At 73.8% G+C, this 16750-nt stretch carries 16 protein-coding genes, 1 tRNA gene and 1 pseudogene; 2 read left to right on the top strand and 16 right to left on the bottom strand.

The window, feature by feature from the left end; translation table 11 throughout:
- Positions 1-81 precede the first annotated feature (81 nt).
- The 13 genes from IE94_RS0127535 to IE94_RS0127475 form a co-directional block, all read right to left on the bottom strand.
- A tRNA-Pro gene (locus tag IE94_RS0127535) sits at positions 82-155 on the bottom strand.
- Positions 156-261: 106 nt separating this feature from the next.
- A complete protein-coding gene (locus IE94_RS0127530; RefSeq protein WP_030189456.1) occupies positions 262-1569 on the bottom strand; it encodes an MFS transporter in 1308 nt (435 codons plus the stop codon).
- Between the two features lie 138 nt (positions 1570-1707).
- The gene (locus IE94_RS0127525) at positions 1708-2067 is read right to left on the bottom strand and encodes an MmcQ/YjbR family DNA-binding protein (protein WP_030189454.1); all 360 of its coding nucleotides are present in this window, start codon (positions 2065-2067) and stop codon (positions 1708-1710) included.
- Positions 2068-2097: 30 nt separating this feature from the next.
- Positions 2098-2643 (bottom strand): GNAT family N-acetyltransferase, encoded by a 546-nt coding sequence (locus IE94_RS0127520; protein WP_030189453.1) that lies wholly within the window; start codon positions 2641-2643, stop codon positions 2098-2100.
- Positions 2640-3218, bottom strand: a complete 579-nt coding sequence (locus tag IE94_RS0127515; RefSeq protein ID WP_030189450.1) for a helix-turn-helix domain-containing protein — start codon at positions 3216-3218, stop codon at positions 2640-2642. Before IE94_RS0127515 ends, IE94_RS0127520 begins: the two co-directional genes overlap by 4 nt.
- A 46-nt stretch (positions 3219-3264) precedes the next feature.
- The gene (locus IE94_RS0127510; RefSeq protein WP_030189448.1) at positions 3265-4167 is read right to left on the bottom strand and encodes a LysR family transcriptional regulator; all 903 of its coding nucleotides are present in this window, start codon (positions 4165-4167) and stop codon (positions 3265-3267) included.
- 29 nt (positions 4168-4196) lie between these two features.
- A complete protein-coding gene (locus IE94_RS0127505; protein ID WP_030189447.1) occupies positions 4197-5390 on the bottom strand; it encodes a glycine C-acetyltransferase in 1194 nt (397 codons plus the stop codon).
- Positions 5391-5418: 28 nt separating this feature from the next.
- Entirely contained in the window at positions 5419-6447 is a 1029-nt protein-coding gene (gene tdh, locus IE94_RS0127500) for an L-threonine 3-dehydrogenase (protein WP_030189445.1), read from the bottom strand.
- A 202-nt stretch (positions 6448-6649) separates the two neighbouring features.
- The gene (locus IE94_RS0127495; protein ID WP_030189443.1) at positions 6650-7225 is read right to left on the bottom strand and encodes a GAF domain-containing protein; all 576 of its coding nucleotides are present in this window, start codon (positions 7223-7225) and stop codon (positions 6650-6652) included.
- Complete coding sequence (locus IE94_RS0127490; RefSeq protein WP_030189441.1) at positions 7222-7851, bottom strand: GTP-binding protein; 630 nt, start codon at positions 7849-7851, stop codon at positions 7222-7224. The genes IE94_RS0127495 and IE94_RS0127490 overlap by 4 nt, the downstream gene beginning before the upstream one ends.
- Entirely contained in the window at positions 7829-8203 is a 375-nt protein-coding gene (locus IE94_RS0127485; RefSeq protein WP_003972202.1) for a DUF742 domain-containing protein, read from the bottom strand. The genes IE94_RS0127490 and IE94_RS0127485 overlap by 23 nt, the downstream gene beginning before the upstream one ends.
- 2 nt (positions 8204-8205) lie before the next feature.
- Positions 8206-8640: a roadblock/LC7 domain-containing protein gene (locus tag IE94_RS0127480; RefSeq protein WP_030189437.1), complete on the bottom strand. Its 435-nt coding sequence runs from the start codon at positions 8638-8640 to the stop codon at positions 8206-8208.
- Between the two features lie 80 nt (positions 8641-8720).
- Positions 8721-10577 (bottom strand): sensor histidine kinase, encoded by a 1857-nt coding sequence (locus IE94_RS0127475; RefSeq protein ID WP_030189435.1) that lies wholly within the window; start codon positions 10575-10577, stop codon positions 8721-8723.
- A gap of 359 nt (positions 10578-10936) precedes the next feature.
- Here IE94_RS0127475 and IE94_RS0127470 point away from each other — a divergent pair, with 359 nt between their 5' ends.
- Complete coding sequence (locus IE94_RS0127470) at positions 10937-12442, top strand: aldehyde dehydrogenase family protein (protein ID WP_030189433.1); 1506 nt, start codon at positions 10937-10939, stop codon at positions 12440-12442.
- A 13-nt stretch (positions 12443-12455) separates the two neighbouring features.
- Here the strand turns inward: IE94_RS0127470 and IE94_RS0127465 are convergent, their stop codons facing one another.
- On the bottom strand, positions 12456-13052 hold the full coding sequence (locus tag IE94_RS0127465) for a TetR/AcrR family transcriptional regulator (protein ID WP_030189431.1): 597 nt from the start codon (positions 13050-13052) through the stop codon (positions 12456-12458).
- A gap of 74 nt (positions 13053-13126) precedes the next feature.
- Between IE94_RS0127465 and IE94_RS0127460 the strand changes: the two genes are divergently transcribed.
- The gene (locus IE94_RS0127460) at positions 13127-14266 is read left to right on the top strand and encodes an acyl-CoA dehydrogenase family protein (protein ID WP_030189429.1); all 1140 of its coding nucleotides are present in this window, start codon (positions 13127-13129) and stop codon (positions 14264-14266) included.
- A gap of 217 nt (positions 14267-14483) precedes the next feature.
- On the opposite strand, the gene IE94_RS0127455 is transcribed toward IE94_RS0127460, so the two are convergent.
- Together IE94_RS0127455 and IE94_RS36135 are read right to left on the bottom strand one after the other, a co-directional pair.
- Positions 14484-16322 carry an AMP-dependent synthetase/ligase gene (locus tag IE94_RS0127455; protein ID WP_030189427.1) on the bottom strand — a complete coding sequence of 613 codons (1839 nt, stop codon included), beginning with the start codon at positions 16320-16322 and terminating at the stop codon, positions 14484-14486.
- 37 nt (positions 16323-16359) lie between these two features.
- Positions 16360-16750 (bottom strand): annotated as a pseudogene (locus tag IE94_RS36135) (3-hydroxyacyl-CoA dehydrogenase); the annotation flags it as partial.

The raw sequence follows: 16750 nt of genomic DNA, 5'->3' as shown, positions 1-16750 counted from the left end.
CCAGGCACGCCGCAGGGAAAGCAATCGAGGGGCGGTTGCGGATCTCTCCGCAACCGCCCCTCGATCAACGACCGTCTCCAGTCGGGACGACAGGATTTGAACCTGCGACCCCTTGACCCCCAGTCAAGTGCGCTACCAAGCTGCGCCACGTCCCGTTGCCCATCTGACCTGGGGTTTCCCCTGGTCGAACGCGCAGGGAAACCATACCGCACTCGGGCCGGTGGTCGCGCACCGCTTTTCCGGCGCGCGATCCCGCAGGCGTCAGCCTGTCGGCGTGCGGGACGGCTCGGCCCCGGCCGGGGCCAGGGCGCCGCCCGACCCCGCCGTGGCCGCTTCCACCCGCACCAGCCCGCGCACCGCCGGTATCAGCAGCACGGCCGCGCACACGGCGAAGCTCGTCGCACCGGCGACGAGCAGCACCCGGTCGGCGCCGAGGACGGAGGCGGCCGGGCCGGCCAGTGCCTGGCCGACGGGCATCATCGCGAGCGAGCCCGCCACGTCGTAGGCGTGGATGCGGTTGAGGACGTCCGGCGGGACCTGGGTCTGCACGCTGGTCGCCCACATCACGCCCCAGAAGGACATGCCGGCCCCGGCGACGGCGGCTCCGGCCGCCATGGCGGGCAGGCCGAGCCCGGCACCGACGCTCGCGGGGAAGGCGGCGAAGCCGACGAGGGCGATCGCGCCCGCCCGGAGCATGCGCACCGGCCGCAGGCGCAGGGCGAGCAGACCGCCCACCACGGTCCCCGCGCCCAGGGCGGAGTTGACCAGCCCGTAGGCGCGCGGGCCGTGCTCCCCCACCACCTCGGTGGCGACCAGCGGCACGGTGGGGCCCCAGACCGCGATCATGTAGACGCACCAGACGGCTATGACGCTCCACAGCCACCGCCTCGCCCGGAACTGCCGCCATCCCTCGGCCAGGTCGGCGCGGAAGGCCTTGCGCCCCCGCCCGGACACCGCTCGGCTCCCCGGCGCGAGCGGCGGCAGCCGGAGCAGCAGCAGGCACAGGGCGCTGACCGCGTAGGTGGTGGCGTGGGCGGCGAAGACCCCGCCCGGCGAGGCGAAGCCGACCAGGAGGCCCGCCACGGCGGGGCCGGCGAGCTGGGCGGCGGACTCGGCGACGCGTATCGCGCCGTTGGCGCCCTGGACGTCGGAGGCGAGCCGGGGGACGGTGCTGGCGACGCCGGGCTGGAAGACGGCGCCCGCCACGCCGTTGGCGAAGCCGATCGCGCAGATCTGCCAGAGCACGACGTGCCCGGAGAAGAAGAGCACGGCGGCCAGGGCCTGGGTGCCGAGCCGGACCAGGTCGGCGCCGATCATGAGCTTGCGGGTGCTGAAGCGGTCGGCGAGGACTCCGCCGAAGACGACCAGAGCGGCGAAGGCGGCGGCCGTCGCGGCCATGGCGAGGCCGACCGCGCCCGCCCCGTACCCGTGCTGGAGCAGTCCGGCGGCGAGCGCGACGGGCAGCATGGTGTCGCCGAGCCGGGCCACGGCCCGGGCGGCGAAGAACAGCGCGAAGTCCCGCGACCAGACGGCTCGGGCGGCCGTCGGCCGCGACGACGTACGGACCATGCCGTGCTCCCCTCCCCTTGTCCTCCCCCTGCCCTCCCGTCGCACCGTGCGTCCGACAGCCGGGACCCCCCTCCGGTCCCGGCTGTCACGCACGTCTTCGGATCATGCCACGGGGCACTGACAACGCCCGAGGGGTTTTCAGCCCCCGGCGGGCAGCCCCAGCCGGGGATGGGCCTCCAGCAGCCGGGGCGGGGCCGCCTGGCGCCAGGAGTCGGCGAGGATGTCGCGCAGCTCGTCCTCGCCCTCCAGGGCGGCGAGCCGGGCCCGCACCCAGGCGAACTGGGCCTCGTGCGCGGCGATCCAGAACTTCTCCGGCTCGGCCAGCACCAGTTCGTCGCGCTCCTCCTTCGGGCAGCGCACCGCGAGGGAGGTCTCCTCCTCGGGCAGCGTCGCGAACATCTTTCCCGCGACCCGGAAGGTGGGCATGCTCCAGGCGGTCTTCTCCGTCGTGTCCGGCAGGGACAGGGCGATACGACGTACGTCTTCTGCGTCCGGCATGTCGGGCACGCTAGCCGCCGCCACCGACAATCACCCGGCGACGGCGGGTGCGCCCGGCCGCGCGCCGACCTGCTTGTAGTAGAGCGTCGTCGGCCGCAGTTCCCCGCGCGGCTCCGCCGCGTAGTCGGGGATCGTGCCGACCCGGGTCCACCCGGCGGACCGGTACAGGCGCTCGGCGGGGCTGCCGGTCTCGGTGTCCAGGTGGAGGAGGGTGATGCCGGCCGCCACGGCGGCCTCCTCCGCGGCGGTCAGCAGCCGCCGGCCCAGTCCTTGGCCGCGCGCCTCGCGGGACACCATCAACTTGACCAGCTCGGCGCGGTGGCGGCTGTTGGGCTTGTCCGGCAGCGCGAGGCTCACCGTCCCGGTCACCCGCTCCCCCGCCCGCGCCACCCAGAGGGCGAGCTGCCCGGCGGCCACGGCTGCGGCCCGCCCCCGCCACCAGTGCGCGGCCTCCGCGTGGCCGAGCGGGGCGAGGAATCCGACGGAGGCGCCGCCCGCGACGGTGTCGGTCAGCAGAGCGGCCAAACCGTCCAGCAGTGCCGTCGCCCCGCGCTCGTCGACCCGTTCCACGATCACGGCAGCACCACCGCCAGCGCGTAGCGCGCGCCCTCGGACGCGGCGCACCGGAACCGGGTCGGCCCCCACACGCGCATCCGCAGGCAGTCCCCGGCGGCGAGGTGGTGCTCCACGTCCTGTGCCGTGATCTCCAGGGCCCCTTCCAGGACCCAGACGTGCTGTTCCAGGCCGGGCACGGGCGGGCGGTCGTAGGCGATGTCGGCACCCGCGGTGAGCCGTCCCTCGACGAGCTCGCCGCGCAGTCCGGCGTGCGGCGGGGAGACCGAGCGGCGTACGAATCCGGCCGGGCGGTCCTCCCACACGGGCTGTTCGGCGGCCCGCACCAGCAGCGCGGGTTCCGCCTCGACCTCGCTGAGCAGCCGGGACATGGTCCGTCCGTAGACCGCGCACAGGCGGTTCAGCACGGCCGCGGTGGGGCTGGTCTCCGCCCGCTCGGCCCGCGACAGCGTGGACCGGCTCACCCCGCTGCGCTCCGCCAGCTCGCCCAGCGACCAGCCGCGTTCGGCCCGCAGTGCGGCCAGCCGGGCGGCGAGCCGGGCGTCCACCGCATCCGTGCTGGAATCGTCGTCTCTCATATCCGGGACGCTATCCCGAATATGAGACGTCCGTGTTACGGAAGCCTCACGCCCGGGCCGCCTCGCCGAGTGCGCCGAGGACCGGGCGGATCAGCGGGTGTTCCTCGGCTCCCCGGCGTACGGCCGCGAAGACGCGGCGGGTGGGCGCGACCCCGTCGACGGGGCGGACGACCACGCCGGTGAGGTCGGTGCCGTGCAGCGCCGAGCGCGGGACGAGCGCCACTCCGGCGTCGGCCGCGGCGAGCGACACCACGGCGCGGAAGTCGTCCGAGGAGTGTTCGAGGCGCGGCTGGAACCCGGCGCTCTCGCAGGCCAGGACGACCACGTCGTGGCAGGGGTTGCCCGGGTAGGGGCCGATCCAGGTGTCCTTGGCCAGCTCGGCGAGCGGCACCTCCTCGGCGTCGGCGAGGCGGTGGGCGACCGGCACGACCGCGTCGAAGGGCTCGGCGTACAGCGGGACGTGGGTCAGGCGCGGGTCGTCGGCGGACGGCGCCCCGCGGTACTCGACGGCGACCGCCACGTCGAGCTGCCGGTCCAGGACCATCGGCAGGCTGGCGTCGCCCTCGGCGTCCTGGACGCGCACGCGGATGCCGGGCGCCGATCGGGCGAGGCGGGCCAGGGCGGGCGCGACGACGAGGGCGATGCCGGTCGCGAAGGAGGCGACCGTGACGGTGCCGGCCTGGCCCGAGCCGTAGGCGGCCAGTTCGGCCTCCGCCCGCTCCAGCTGGGCGAGGACGGCGTTGGTGTGGCTGAGCAGGATCTCCCCGGCCGGGGTCAGCCGTACGCCCTTGGCGCCGCGCTCGACCAGGCGGTGCCCGGTCTCCTGCTCCAGGGCGGCGAGCTGCTGGGAGACCGCGGACGGGGTGAGGTACAGCGCGGCGGCCGCCGCGGTCACGGTGCGGTGGTCCGCCACCGCTCGCAGGATGTGCAGCCGCCGCGCCTCGATCATGGGATCGATTCTCTCAGGTCACCGGGGGTTCAGGCGGCGAGCTGCTCCCGGGCGAGGACGAAGGCGTCTACCGCGCGGTTCACGTCGTCCGTGGAGTGGGCGGCGGACAGCTGGACGCGGATGCGGGCCTTGTCCTGCGGGACGACCGGGTAGGAGAAGCCGATCACGTACACCCCGCGCTCCAGGAGCAGCTCCGCCATGCGGCCCGCCTTCGACGCGTCGCCGATCATGACGGGCGCGATGGGGTGGTCGCCGGGGAGGATGTCGAAGCCCTCCTCGGTCATCCGGCGGCGGAACAGGGCGGTGTTCTCGGCGAGGCGGACGCGCAGGTCGTCGGCCGACTCCAGCAGGTCGAGCACCTTGAGGGAGGCGGCGGCGATCACCGGGGCGAGGGTGTTGGAGAAGAGGTACGGGCGGGAGCGCTGGCGCAGCAGGGCGACGATCTCCGCGCGGGCGGCGACGTAGCCGCCGGAGGCGCCGCCCAGCGCCTTGCCGAGGGTGCCGGTGATGATGTCGACGCGGTCCATGACGCCGTGCAGCTCGGGGGTGCCGCGCCCGCCGGGGCCGACGAAGCCGACGGCGTGCGAGTCGTCGACCATGACCATGGCGTCGTAGCGCTCGGCGAGGTCGCAGATCTCGGCGAGCGGGGCGACGTAGCCGTCCATGGAGAAGACGCCGTCGGTGACGATCAGGCGGCGCCGGGCGTCGGAGGCGTCCTTGAGCTGCCGCTCCAGGTCGGCGAGGTCACGGTTGGCGTAGCGGAAGCGGCGCGCCTTGGACAGCCGGATGCCGTCGATGATCGAGGCGTGGTTGAGGGCGTCGGAGATCACCGCGTCCTCGGGGCCCAGCAGGGTCTCGAAGACGCCGCCGTTGGCGTCGAAGCAGGAGGAGTAGAGGATCGTGTCCTCCTGGCCGAGGAACGCGGAGAGCCGGGCCTCCAGCTCCTTGTGCACCTCCTGGGTGCCGCAGATGAAGCGCACGGAGGCCATGCCGTAGCCCCAGCGGTCCAGTGCCTCGTGGGCGGCGGCGACGACCTCGGGGTGGTCGGCGAGGCCGAGGTAGTTGTTGGCGCAGAAGTTGAGGACCTCGCCGGGGCGCCCGCCCGCCGTGACGTTGACGGTCGCGGACTGCGGGGTGCCGATCACGCGCTCGGGCTTGTGCAGGCCGGCGGCGCGGATCTCGTCGAGGGTGGCGCGCAGGTCGTCGCGCACGGAGTCGAACATCTCACAAGCTCCTTGTAAAGCAGATGACTTACGCGGTCCAGTCGAGGATGACCTTGCCGCCCCGGCCGCTCGCGGCGTCGGCGAACGCGGCCTCGAAGTCGCGGTGGGAGTACCGGCCGGTGATCACCGGGGCGAGGTCGAGGCCGCCTTCGAGCAGCACGGACATGGCGTACCAGGTCTCGAACATCTCGCGGCCGTAGATGCCCTTGACGGTGATCATGGAGGTGACGATCCGGGCCCAGTCGACCGGGAACTCCTCGGCGGGCAGGCCGAGCATGGCGATCCGGCCGCCGTGCGTCATGTTGGCGATCATGTCGCGCATGGCCTCGGGGCGGCCGGACATCTCCAGGCCGATGTCGAAGCCCTCGCGCAGGCCCAACTCGCGCTGTCCGTCGGCGATGGTGGCGTCCGTGACGTTCAGGGCGAGGCTGACGCCGACCTTGCGGGCCAGCTCCAGCCGCTGCTCGCTCACGTCGGTGATCACGACGTTGCGGGCGCCCGCGTGCCGGGCCACGGCGGCGGCCATCAGGCCGATCGGTCCGGCGCCGGTGATGAGGACGTCCTCGCCGACCAGCGGGAAGGACAGCGCGGTGTGCACGGCGTTGCCGAAGGGGTCGAAGATCGCGGCGACGTCGAGGTCGACGGGGACGCGGTGCACCCAGACGTTGGTCGCGGGCAGGGCGACGTACTCGGCGAACGCCCCGTCCCGGCCGACGCCGAGGCCGACCGTGGCCCGGCACAGGTGGCGCCGTCCGGCCAGGCAGTTGCGGCACTTGCCGCAGACCAGGTGGCCCTCGCCGCTGACGCGGTCGCCGATCTTGATGTCGGTGACGTCGCGCCCGGTCCCGACGACCTCGCCGACGAACTCGTGGCCGACGACGAGCGGGGTGCGGATGGCCTGCTGCGCCCAGCCGTCCCAGGCCCGGATGTGCAGGTCGGTGCCGCAGATGCCGGTGCGCAGCACCTTGATGAGGACGTCACCGGGTCCCACGGCGGGCTCCGGCACGTCCGCGAGCCACAGGCCGGGCTCCGCCTTCTCCTTGACCAGCGCCTTCAACGCTACGGCTCCTGACGGGGTGAGGTCCCGGCGGTGGGCACGCCGAAGCGGCCCGCGTCCGGGGAGGGGAGGGAATCGCACAGCAATCTGCCGTACGGCACCGCCCCCGGTCCATCGAGCCTTTCTTAAGCCCGGCCGCAGCTTTCCTTCACGCCCTCCGCACGGGCCACCGCTCAGGCCGCCGCGCGGGCCCGCCCGCGGCTCACAGGGGCAGCCCGTCCTCCGCGCTGCGCTCGATGCGCCGTACGAGGTCGGCCGCCGCCGACTTGATCGTGGCCAGCCCCGGGGTCCCCCAGGTCCGGGGCCGCACGTCGGCGGCGGACACCGTGCCGAGGACCGTCCCCGTGCTGTCGATGAGGGGCGCGCCGAGGTAGGAGCGGATGCCGAACGCGTCGACGACGTGGTTGCCCGCGAAGCGCGGGTAGTCGCGCACGTCCTCCAGGACCAGTGCCTTGCGCCGGACCACCACGTGGGGGCAGAAGCCGTGGTCCCGGGGCTGGACCCGGCCGAACTCGGGGCTGGTCCCGTCGCCCCGCGTCACCGGCGGGACCTCCGGCACCCGCAGGCCGGCGAAGAACTGCCCGCCCTCCACAGGGAAGTTGACCATCGCGTACGGTGCCTCGGCGAGGACGGCGAGGTGCGCGGCGAAGGCGTCGAGGGCCGGGTCGGCGCGGTCCGCGAGACCGAGCCGGCGCAGGCGCCGTACCCGCTCGGGGGCCTCCCGGTCCTCGGGGGTGAGCAGCAGACGTCCGGCCGGGCGCGGCGGGTCGTAGCTCATGGGCGGACTCCGGCGCCGAACCCCGTGGTGGGGGCCGGGGTGTGGGCGATGAGGTGGCGTACGAGGGTGAGCAGTGTCTGGACGCCGGAGCTGGAGATCCGGGCGTCGCAGCGCACGATCGGGATCTCGGGGTGCAGGTCCATGGCCGCGCGCACCTCCTCGGGGTCGTAGCGGTAGGCGCCGTCGAACTCGTTGATCGCGACGACGAAGCCGAGTCCGCGTTCCTCGAAGAAGTCGATGGCGGCGAAGGACTCCTCCAGACGGCGGGTGTCCGCGAGGATCACCGCCCCGAGCGCGCCCTCGCACAACTCGTCCCACATGAACCAGAAGCGTTCCTGGCCGGGCGTTCCGAAGAGGTACAGGACGTGTTCGGCGTCGAGGGTGATGCGGCCGAAGTCCATGGCCACGGTCGTTTCGAGCTTGTTCTCGATTCCGTCGAGGTTGTCGGTCGCGGCGCTGACCGTGGTGAGCAGTTCCTCCGTGCTCAGCGGTGCGATCTCGCTGACCGCGCCGACGAAGGTCGTCTTGCCGACGCCGAAGCCGCCCGCCACGAGGATCTTCAGGGCGGTGGGGAACGGGTCGGCGCCTTCGCCGTGTGCGTGGTCAGAGCTGTCGTCGTAGTCCATCGAGCACTGCCTCCAGAAGGGCCCGGTCCGTGGGGTGGTGGTGGAACGCGGCGGGGGGTTTGGTGGTCAGCGCGCCGCAGTCGACGAGGTCCGAGAGCAGCACCTTGGTGACCGCCACCGGAAGCCGCAGATGGGCGGCGAGCTCGGCGACCGGAAGGGGCGCCCGGCACAGGTCGAGCGCCTGGGTGTGCTCGGGTCCCAGGTAACCGAGGGGGGTCGCCCCGGTGGCCATGACCTGGGACATCAGGTCGAGCGCGACGGTGGGCCGGGTACGGCCGTTGCTGACGGTGAAGGGGCGCACCAGCCGTCCGGCCGCGTCGTCGAGCCAGGGCCCGTCGCCGGCCGCGGCCACCGTCAAGGCCTCATCGCCGGGGGTTCGACGGCGTGCTGCCGGGGCGCGGTGACCAGGTAGGGGCGGACGCTCTTGACGAGCATCGCCATCTCGTAGCCGAGCACGGCCGCGTCGGCCTCGCGGCCGGCCAGCACGGCGAGGCAGGTGCCGGAGCCCGCGGTGGTGACGAAGAGCAGGGTCGAGTCGAGTTCGACGACGACCTGCCGCACGTCCCCGCCGTCGCCGAAGCGGACGCCGGCGCTGCGGCCGAGGGAGTACAGGCCGGAGGCCAGGGCCGCCATGTGGTCGGCGCTGTCGGCGTCGAGTCCGTGGACGGACTTGACGAGTCCGTCGGCGGACAGGAGCACCGCGCTGCTGGTGTGCGGCACGCGCTGGACGAGGCCGCTCATCAGCCAGTCGAGGTCGGACACTTGGCCGGTCGGCGCATCGCTCGCCATGGTGGATCGACTCCTTGGGGTACGAAGGGCTGCGGGAGCGCTGGTCGTGGGGTGGGGGGTGGAGGTGGTTGTGGGGATGGTCATTCGGCTGTCACGCCCGGTTCGTCGCGGGGCGGTGTCAGGGGCGCGGGTTCGGCGTGCTGCTGGGCCTCCGCGAGGCCGACGCCGCGCTGGAAGGCCGCCATCAGGCCCGGGTCGTGACCGGTGTACTGCTCGGGTTCCTGGCGGGGTGCGGGGCCGCCGCGCAGTTGGGGCGCGATGTGCTCCTGGGCACGGCGGAGCGGCAGCCGGGGCTTGCCCATGGTGCCGCGCACCGCGCTGTGCCGCGGGACGGGCGGGGTGGCCGCGTGCTCGGCGAGGGCTCCCCGGTCCTCGGGCCGCACACCGGGCACGGCGGCGGCCGGGGTGGGACGGTTGCGGTGCGTACCGCGCACCGGCAGCGGCACGGGTTCGCCGTCGGCCGCGCGCACCTGGACCTGGCCCGTCGCCGCGGGAGCGGGAGCGGGCACAGGCGGGGCGGGAGCGGGCGGCGACGGAGCGGATGGGGCCGGCGCGGATGGGGCCGGCGCGGATGGGGCCGGAGCGGGCGGGGCCGGAGCGGGTGGGGCCGGCACCGCCGGCGGCGTCGCGGGGGCCACGGCCCGGGGCTGCTGCCGGGGCGGCGCTACGGGCACCGGCCCGCCCCCGGCGGCCTCCGCCACACGGACCGCGCCCGCGGCGAGCGCACCCGGCTCCGCGCCCAGCAGCGCCTGCGGCACGACCAGGACGGCCTGGACACCGCCGTAGATGTTGGTCTGCAACCGCACGGTGATCCCGTGCCGCTTGGCGAGCTGGGAGACGACGAACAGCCCGATGCGCCCGTCCGCCAGCAGGCGGGCGACGTTGACCTGGTCGGGGTCGGCGAGCAGGGCGTTCATCCGGCTCTGTTCGCCGACGGGCATGCCCAGTCCGCGGTCCTCGACCTCGACGGCCAGGCCCGAGGTGACGAGGTTGGCGCGCATCAGCACCTGGGTCTGCGGGGCGGAGAACAGGGTGGCGTTCTCGACGAGTTCGGCCAGCAGGTGGATGACGTCGGCGACGGCGTGGCCGCGCAGGGTCCCGTCGATCGGCGGGACCAGCCGGACCCGGGAGTACTGCTCGACCTCGGCGATGGCCGAGCGCAGCACCTCGGTCATGTCGACCGGGTTGCTCCACTGGCGGCGGGAGACGGCGCCGCCGAGCACGGCGAGGTTCTCGGCGTGGCGGCGGATGCGGGTGGCGAGGTGGTCGACGTGGAAGAGGCCCTTGAGGAGGTCGGGGTCCTCGATCTCGTTCTCCAGCTCGTCCAGGATGGAGATCTCCCGGTGCACCAGGGACTGCAGGCGCCGGGCGAGGTTGACGAAGACCTCCAGCTTCTGTTCGCTGCCCGCCTGGCTGGAGAGCTGGGCGGCCCGGACGACGGCGGTGACGGCGCCGTCGTGGGCGCGGGAGAGGTCGGCGGCGAGCAGTTCGAGGTCGTCGGCGTCGTCCGGCGGTCCGCCGCGCGACCTGCGCGGGGGCGGGGTCTCACCGCGGCGCAAGGTCTCGACGACGGCGCGCAGGTCGCCCTCGTGGCGCGCGGTGCTGCGCCGCAGGGCGCCGACGCGGTCGTGCACGGACCGCGCGGCCCGGTCGGCGGCGACGGCGGCGATGGCCACGGCCGCGAGGGTCACCGAGACCGCGCCGGCCAGGACGCCCCACAGGACGGGGGCGGGCCGGGCGCCGGTGGAGCGGACGGTGAACAGGACGACCGCGCAGGCGCTGAGGGCGACCGCGACCGGCGGCAGGACGGCCAGCCTCAGGAGTTGGGACCGTATGGGGGTCTCGGGCAGCGCGGCGGTGGTGCGCGGGGCCGGCCGGCCGTGCCGCCCGCCCTCGCGGCGGTCTGCTCGCGCGGCCGGGGCGCGGAGGTGAGACATCGGTGTCCTCGTACTGGTCCGTGTACTGGTCCGTCGGCCCTACGTCGCCCGACGGACACTGACAGTAGTCGTCTGCTCCTCATGTGCGGTGGGCAGTTGCCAAAGTCCCCCGGACAAGGTCCCGCTCTGGTATGAGGCCTCGTACGACAGACCGATAAGCCGGTGAAGTCCGCGTTCGGGAAGCGATGAGGACCGGTCGAACTCGATCAGATTCAGTCACGGCGAGTGACGCCCCCCGGGGGTTCGCGCCCGGGGCGGCCCCCTCGAAAGGACCGCGGTCCCGCCGCACCCATTGACGCCCCGGCGCACCGCATGAAACAAGTAAATGGATTTTGTATCTTCGACTCGCTGGGGGACCGATGACCGACACCGCCCCGGACGCCGCACCCCGTTCCTCGACCTTCACCCTCCGCTCCCCGGCGACCGGCGCGCCGCTCGCCGAGCATCCGGTCGACGGTCCCGAGGAGGTCGCCCGTGCCGTGGCCCGGGCCCGGCAGGTCCAGGCGGGGTGGGCCGCGCTGTCCGCGCCCCGGCGCCGTGCGCACCTGCTGCGCTGGAAACGGGCCCTCGCCTCCGATCTGGACGCCGTCGCCCGGACCATCGCCGAGGAGACCGGGAAGCCGGCCGGTGACGCCGCTCTGGAGGTCGTCCTCACGCTGGAGCACCTGGGCTGGGCCGCCCGCAACGCCGACCGCGTGCTGGGCCGGCGGCGGGTGCGCACCGGGCTGTTCACGGTGCACCAACGGGCCTGGCTGACGCACCGGCCGGTGGGAGTGGTCGGCGTGATCGGCCCCTGGAACTACCCCTGCTACACCCCGATGGGTTCCGTCGGGTACGCCCTGGCCGCCGGGAACGCGGTGGTCCTCAAGCCCTCCGAACTGACCCCGGGCACCGGTCTCCTGCTCGCCGAGCTGTTCGACCGGGCCGTGCCCGCGCACGCCGGGCTGCTCACCGTCGTCACCGGCGCCGCGGCCACCGGGGAGGCGCTGGCCCGCTCCGGGATCGACAAGCTGGCGTTCACCGGGTCCCCCGGCACGGCGCGCAAGGTGATGGCGGTCTGCGCCGAGACGCTGACCCCGTTCCTCGCCGAGTGCGGCGGCAAGGACGCCGTGATCGTCACCGCGGACGCGGACCTGGACGCCGCCGCCGACGCGATCGTGTGGGGCGCGCTGAGCAACGCCGGGCAGACCTGTGCGGGCGTGGAGCGCGTCTACGCCGTGCGCGAGATCCACGCGGACCTGTGCGAACGGGTGGTACGGCGCGCCGGTGCGCTGCGGCCGGGCGCCGACGGCGACGCGCACTACGGTCCGATGACCCTGCCGGGTCAGATCGCGACCGTGGAGCGCCATGTGACCGACGCGGTGTCGTCGGGCGCGCGGGCCGTGCTGGGCGGGCCCGAGTCGGTGCGGGCACCGTTCGTCGCGCCCGTCGTCCTCACCTCGGTTCCCGAGGAGTCGGCGGCGATGACGGAGGAGACCTTCGGACCGGTCGTCGCCGTGAACGCGGTGGCCGACGTGGACGAGGCGGTGGCCCGGGCCAACGACTCCCGCTACGCCCTGGGCGCCGCGGTGTTCTGCGGCTCCCGCCGGACCGGGGCCGCGATCGCGGCGCGGTTGCGCGCGGGGGCGGTGTCGGTGAACTCGGTGCTGGGCTTCGCGGCCGTACCGGCGCTGCCGTTCGGCGGTTCGGGGGACTCCGGCTTCGGGCGGATCCACGGCGCGGAGGGGCTGCGGGCCTTCACGGCGGTGCAGTCGACGACCGTGCAGCGGTTCGCCCCGCCGGTCGCGCTGACCTCCTTCGAGGTGCCGGCGGCCACCAGGGAGCGCGCCGTACGGCTGGCCCGGGCCTTGCATCTGCGGCACTGAACCGCCGGGCGGCTCAGGCGGTGAGCAGGGGGGCCAGGTAGCGGCGGGCGAAGGCGCGGGCCTGGTCCTCGTCCTCCATCTCGATGCAGCTGGCGGGGTTGAGCAGGAAGGAGACGGCCACCCGCACCATGAGTTCGGCCACGGGCCGCGGATCGTCCCCGAGCCGGCCCTCGGCCTGCTGCGCACGGCGCAGGTGAGCCGTCAGGTAGTCGACGGTGGCGGCGAGCGAGGATCCGCCGTGCACGGTCAGGTACGGCAGCACCACCTCGGGCTCCAGGCGCAGCAGGCCGCCGAAGAGGGGATGCGCGCGGGTGTGGCGCAGGGCGACCACGAATCCCTCGACGACCCGCTCCTCCATGGTCGGCAGGGCCGCCACCGCCTGGTCGAGGCGCTGGAAGAACCGGCTGTTCTCGCGCAGCAGGGTCTGCTCGACCAGCGTGTCCTTGGTGCCGAAGCGCCGGTAGACGGTGACCCGGGAGACGCCGGCCCGTTTGGCGACGTCGTCCATGGAGGAGCGGCGCAACCCGAACACGGTGAACTGCTCCAGCGCGGCGTCGAGGATGCGTCGCGCCGTCGGGTCCTCCGTCTCGGTCTTCGTGGCCGTGGTCACGAGTTCGACACCTCCGTCCCGGGCGATCGAGAAACAACTACCACCACTTTGTCACACGACTTCTGGAGGACCTGATGGGCAGTCGCCTCACCGAGGAGCAGTCCGCGTTCGTCGCGGCCGTCAGAGATTTCGCCAAGCGCGAGTGCGGTACCCGCCAGCAGCGCGACGCGCTGACCGGCGAGGGCCGCGAGGCCCACCATCCCGGGCTGTACGGCAGGCTCGCCGAACTGGGCTGGCTCGGAGTGTGCCTGCCCGAGGAGTACGGGGGCGCCGGGGGCGGGCTGGCCGACGCCTGCCTCTTCCTGGAGGAGACCTCCTACGGGATGGTCCCGGCGGGCGGCTTCATCACCACCGTCATCGCCGCCAAGGCCTACGAACGGTTCGGCAGCGAGGAGCAGCGGCACGAGGTGCTGTCCGGCGCCGTGGGCGGCGACGTCCTGTCCATCGCCATGTCCGAGCCGGAGGCCGGTTCGGACGTCGGCGCGCTGCGCTGCCGGGCCCGGCGGGAGGCCGACGGGACGTGGCTGATCGACGGGCAGAAGACCTGGATATCCAACGCCCACTGCGCGCGGAGCATCCTGCTGGTGGCCCGCACCGGCGAGGACAAGCACGGCGGGCTGACCATGTTCCACCTGCCGGCCGGCACCCCGGGCGTGGAGGTGCGGGGCATCGAGACCATGGGCGGCCGGGAGGTGAACGACGTGTTCCTCACCGGGGTCCGGCTGCCCGCCGACGCGGTGGTGGGGCGGGTGGACGACGGCTGGCGGCAGTTGATGGCCGGACTCAACTACGAGCGGCTCTTCCTGGCCTCGAACATGCTGGGCCTGGCGCGGCGCGCCTTCGACGACGCCGTCGGCTACGTCCGCGAGCGCGAGCAGTTCGGCCGGCCCGTCGGGTCCTTCCAGGCCCTGCGGCACCGGGTGGCCGACCTCGCCACGGAGATCGAGTGCACCCGGCTGCTGGTGCGCGAGGTGGCCCTGGACTGCGACGCCGAGCCGGAGCGGCTCTTCCCGAGGGAGGCGTCGATGGCCAAGCTGAAGGCCACGGAGGTCGCCAAGCGGGCTGCCCTGGAGGGCATGCAGATGATGGGCGGCTACGGCTACACCACCGAGTTCGACATGGAGCGCCATCTGCGGGCCGCGGTCGTCTCCACGGTCTACGGCGGGACCAGCGAGATCCAGCGGGACGTGATCGGGAAGACCTACGGCCTCTGAGCCGGTTCACCGAGCCGGTTCACCGAGCCGGTTCACCGAGCCGGTTCACCGAGCCGGTTCACCGAGCCGGTTCACCGAGGAGCGGCCGTACCCGCCACCGGTCGGTGGCGGGTACGGCCGCTCCTCGGTGCTCGTCGGCGCTCGTCGGCGCCCGTCGGCGCCCGTCGGCGCCCGTCGGCGCCCGTCGGCGCCGGAGGCCGTCGGCACCGGGCTCTGTTCAGTCCCCGTACAGGCCGGACAGCGCCTCGGCGTACTTGTCCCGGATGACCCGGCGCCGCATCTTCAGTGAGGGCGTCAGCTCGCCGGTCGCCGGGCCCCACTCCCGTGCCAGCAGCTCGTACCGCTTCACCTGCTCGGTGCGGTTGAGCCGGGAGTTGGCGGCGGCCACCGCCCGGTCCACCTCGGCCCGCACGGCCGGGTGCGCCACCAGCCCGGCGACCGTACCGTCCGCCTCGACGCCGTGGGCCGCGGCCCAGGCGGGGGCGGCCTCGGGGTCCAGCACCAGCAGGGCGACGAGGTAGGAGCGCCGGTCGCCGTGGACCAGGGCCTGACCGATCAGCGGGTGTTCCTTGAGGGCGTTCTCCACCAGGGCCGGAGAGACGTTCTTGCCGGTCGAGGTGATGATCATCTCCTTCTTCCGGTCGGTGAGCCACAGGTACCCGTCCTCGTCCGTCCGCCCGAGGTCGCCGGTGGCCAGCCAGCCGTCGGCGTCCAGGGCGGAGCGCACCGATCCGTCCGGCTGGAGGTAGCCGGAGAAGACGGACTCGCCCCGCACCTCGATCTCGCCGTCCGCGGCGAGCCGGACCTCCACGGACTCCACGGGGCGCCCCACCGAGCCGATCCGGAACCCGGTCCGCGGGCTGTTGGTGGTGGCCACGCCGGTGGTCTCGGTCAGCCCCCAGGCGTCCATGATCACGATGCCGAACCCGGCCCAGAAATCCACGACGTCCACCGGCATCGGCGCCGACGCACTCGCCGCCCATGTCACCCGGTCGAGACCGCCGGCGGCCAGCAGCGGCAGCAGGACCTCCTCGCGGGCGTGGGCGTAGCGCTCCTCCAGCTCCGCGGGCGGCGCCTCGCCCCGCTCCCGGTAGCCGACGTGCTCACGGGCCACGGCGGACGCCGCGTCGATGACCTCGCGCTGCTCGGCCGGCATCAGGGAGAGGACGGCCCGCACGGCGGCGCAGAACTTCTCCCAGATCCGGGGCACGCCGAAGAACTGCGCGGGCCGCACCTTGCGCACCACCGTTCCCACGCGGGTGGGGTCGGCGCAGAGGTAGACGTGCGAGGCCCGGTGGCAGGGCAGGTAGATGCCCAGCATCCGCTCGGCGATGTGGGCGAACGGCAGGTAGCAGATGTGCTCGACGTGCGGCGGCAGCTCCACCACGGCGTCCAGCGCGAGGGCGTTGGCCATCACCTGGCGATGGGTCAGGACGACGCCCTTGGGCTCGCCGGTGGTGCCGGAGGTGTAGACGACGGTCAGCGGGTCCTCGGGGCTCGCGGCGTCCAGCTCCTTGGCGAACCGCTCCGGTACCGGCTCCCGCAGGAGAGAGGCGTACGGTACGTGGGCGCCCTCGGCGCCCGGCTCGGTCACCACGAGCCGCTCCAGCGGGGTGCCGGCGTCGGCCAACAACGGCTCCCACACCCGTGCCTGGTCCGCCCCCTCCACCACGGCGACCCGAGCCCGGCAGTTGCGGGCGATGTGGGTGATCTGCTCCGGGGCCGAGGTGCCGTAGACGCTGACCGGGACGGCTCCGAGGCGGACCAGGGCGAGGTCGGACAGCCAGTGTTCGGGCCGGTTGGTCATCATCATCAGCACGTGGTCGCCCCGGCCGACGCCCAGCCCCGCGTAGCCGGCGGCGAGGCGCTCGGTGTGCTCGTGGATCTCCGCCCAGGTGAGCGTCGTCCAGTCGCCGTTCCCGTCCTCCTGCGGCGGCTGCCAGGACAGGCCGGGGAGTCGGGGGTGGTCGCGGGCGTTGCGGGCCAGCAGCCGGGGCAGGGTGGGCCGGGCCGGAGCGTCGGGTGGTTCGCCGGCGGTGCGGGGCTCTGGAGTCATCGGGGTCTCCTTGCGGGTCGGATGGAAAACGCCGGAGTCAGCAGTCCGTGAAGGTCTCGCAGCGTTCCGCCTTGCGCAGCAGCAGCGCGGGCCGGGTGAAGCGCTCGCCGTAGCGGTCGGCCAGTTCCCGGGCGCGGGCGACGAAGCCCGGCAGGCCCCCCTCGTAGCCGTTGATGTACTGCAGGACGCCGCCGGTCCAGCCCGGGAAGCCGATGCCGAGGATCGAGCCGATGTTGGCGTCGGCGACGGAGGTCAGCACGCCCTCCTCCAGGCAGCGCACCGCGTCCAGTGCCTCCACGAAGAGCATGCGCTCCCGCATGTCCTCGAAGGGGATCGCGTACCCCGGCTTGGTGAAGTGCTCGCGCAGCCCCGGCCACAGCCCGGCGCGCTTGCCGTCCTCGCCGTACGCGTAGAAGCCCGCCCCACCG

The sequence above is a fragment of the Streptomyces violaceorubidus genome, from assembly GCF_000717995.1.
GTDB lineage: Bacteria > Actinomycetota > Actinomycetes > Streptomycetales > Streptomycetaceae > Streptomyces > Streptomyces violaceorubidus.
This window is presented reverse-complemented; position numbering and strand designations above follow the sequence as displayed.

What these genes read in the sequence shown, in the direction of transcription:
- IE94_RS0127530 (WP_030189456.1), bottom strand. Translation starts at nt 1,569, where the DNA reads ATGGTCCGTACGTCGTCGCGGCCGACGGCCGCCCGAGCCGTCTGGTCG.
- IE94_RS0127525 (WP_030189454.1), bottom strand. Translation starts at nt 2,067, where the DNA reads ATGCCGGACGCAGAAGACGTACGTCGTATCGCCCTGTCCCTGCCGGAC.
- IE94_RS0127515 (WP_030189450.1), bottom strand. Translation starts at nt 3,218, where the DNA reads ATGAGAGACGACGATTCCAGCACGGATGCGGTGGACGCCCGGCTCGCC.
- IE94_RS0127510 (WP_030189448.1), bottom strand. Translation starts at nt 4,167, where the DNA reads ATGATCGAGGCGCGGCGGCTGCACATCCTGCGAGCGGTGGCGGACCAC.
- IE94_RS0127505 (WP_030189447.1), bottom strand. Translation starts at nt 5,390, where the DNA reads ATGTTCGACTCCGTGCGCGACGACCTGCGCGCCACCCTCGACGAGATC.
- IE94_RS0127495 (WP_030189443.1), bottom strand. Translation starts at nt 7,225, where the DNA reads ATGAGCTACGACCCGCCGCGCCCGGCCGGACGTCTGCTGCTCACCCCC.
- IE94_RS0127490 (WP_030189441.1), bottom strand. Translation starts at nt 7,851, where the DNA reads ATGGACTACGACGACAGCTCTGACCACGCACACGGCGAAGGCGCCGAC.
- IE94_RS0127480 (WP_030189437.1), bottom strand. Translation starts at nt 8,640, where the DNA reads ATGGCGAGCGATGCGCCGACCGGCCAAGTGTCCGACCTCGACTGGCTG.
- IE94_RS0127475 (WP_030189435.1), bottom strand. Translation starts at nt 10,577, where the DNA reads ATGTCTCACCTCCGCGCCCCGGCCGCGCGAGCAGACCGCCGCGAGGGC.
- IE94_RS0127470 (WP_030189433.1), top strand. Translation starts at nt 10,937, where the DNA reads ATGACCGACACCGCCCCGGACGCCGCACCCCGTTCCTCGACCTTCACC.
- IE94_RS0127460 (WP_030189429.1), top strand. Translation starts at nt 13,127, where the DNA reads ATGGGCAGTCGCCTCACCGAGGAGCAGTCCGCGTTCGTCGCGGCCGTC.
- IE94_RS0127455 (WP_030189427.1), bottom strand. Translation starts at nt 16,322, where the DNA reads ATGACTCCAGAGCCCCGCACCGCCGGCGAACCACCCGACGCTCCGGCC.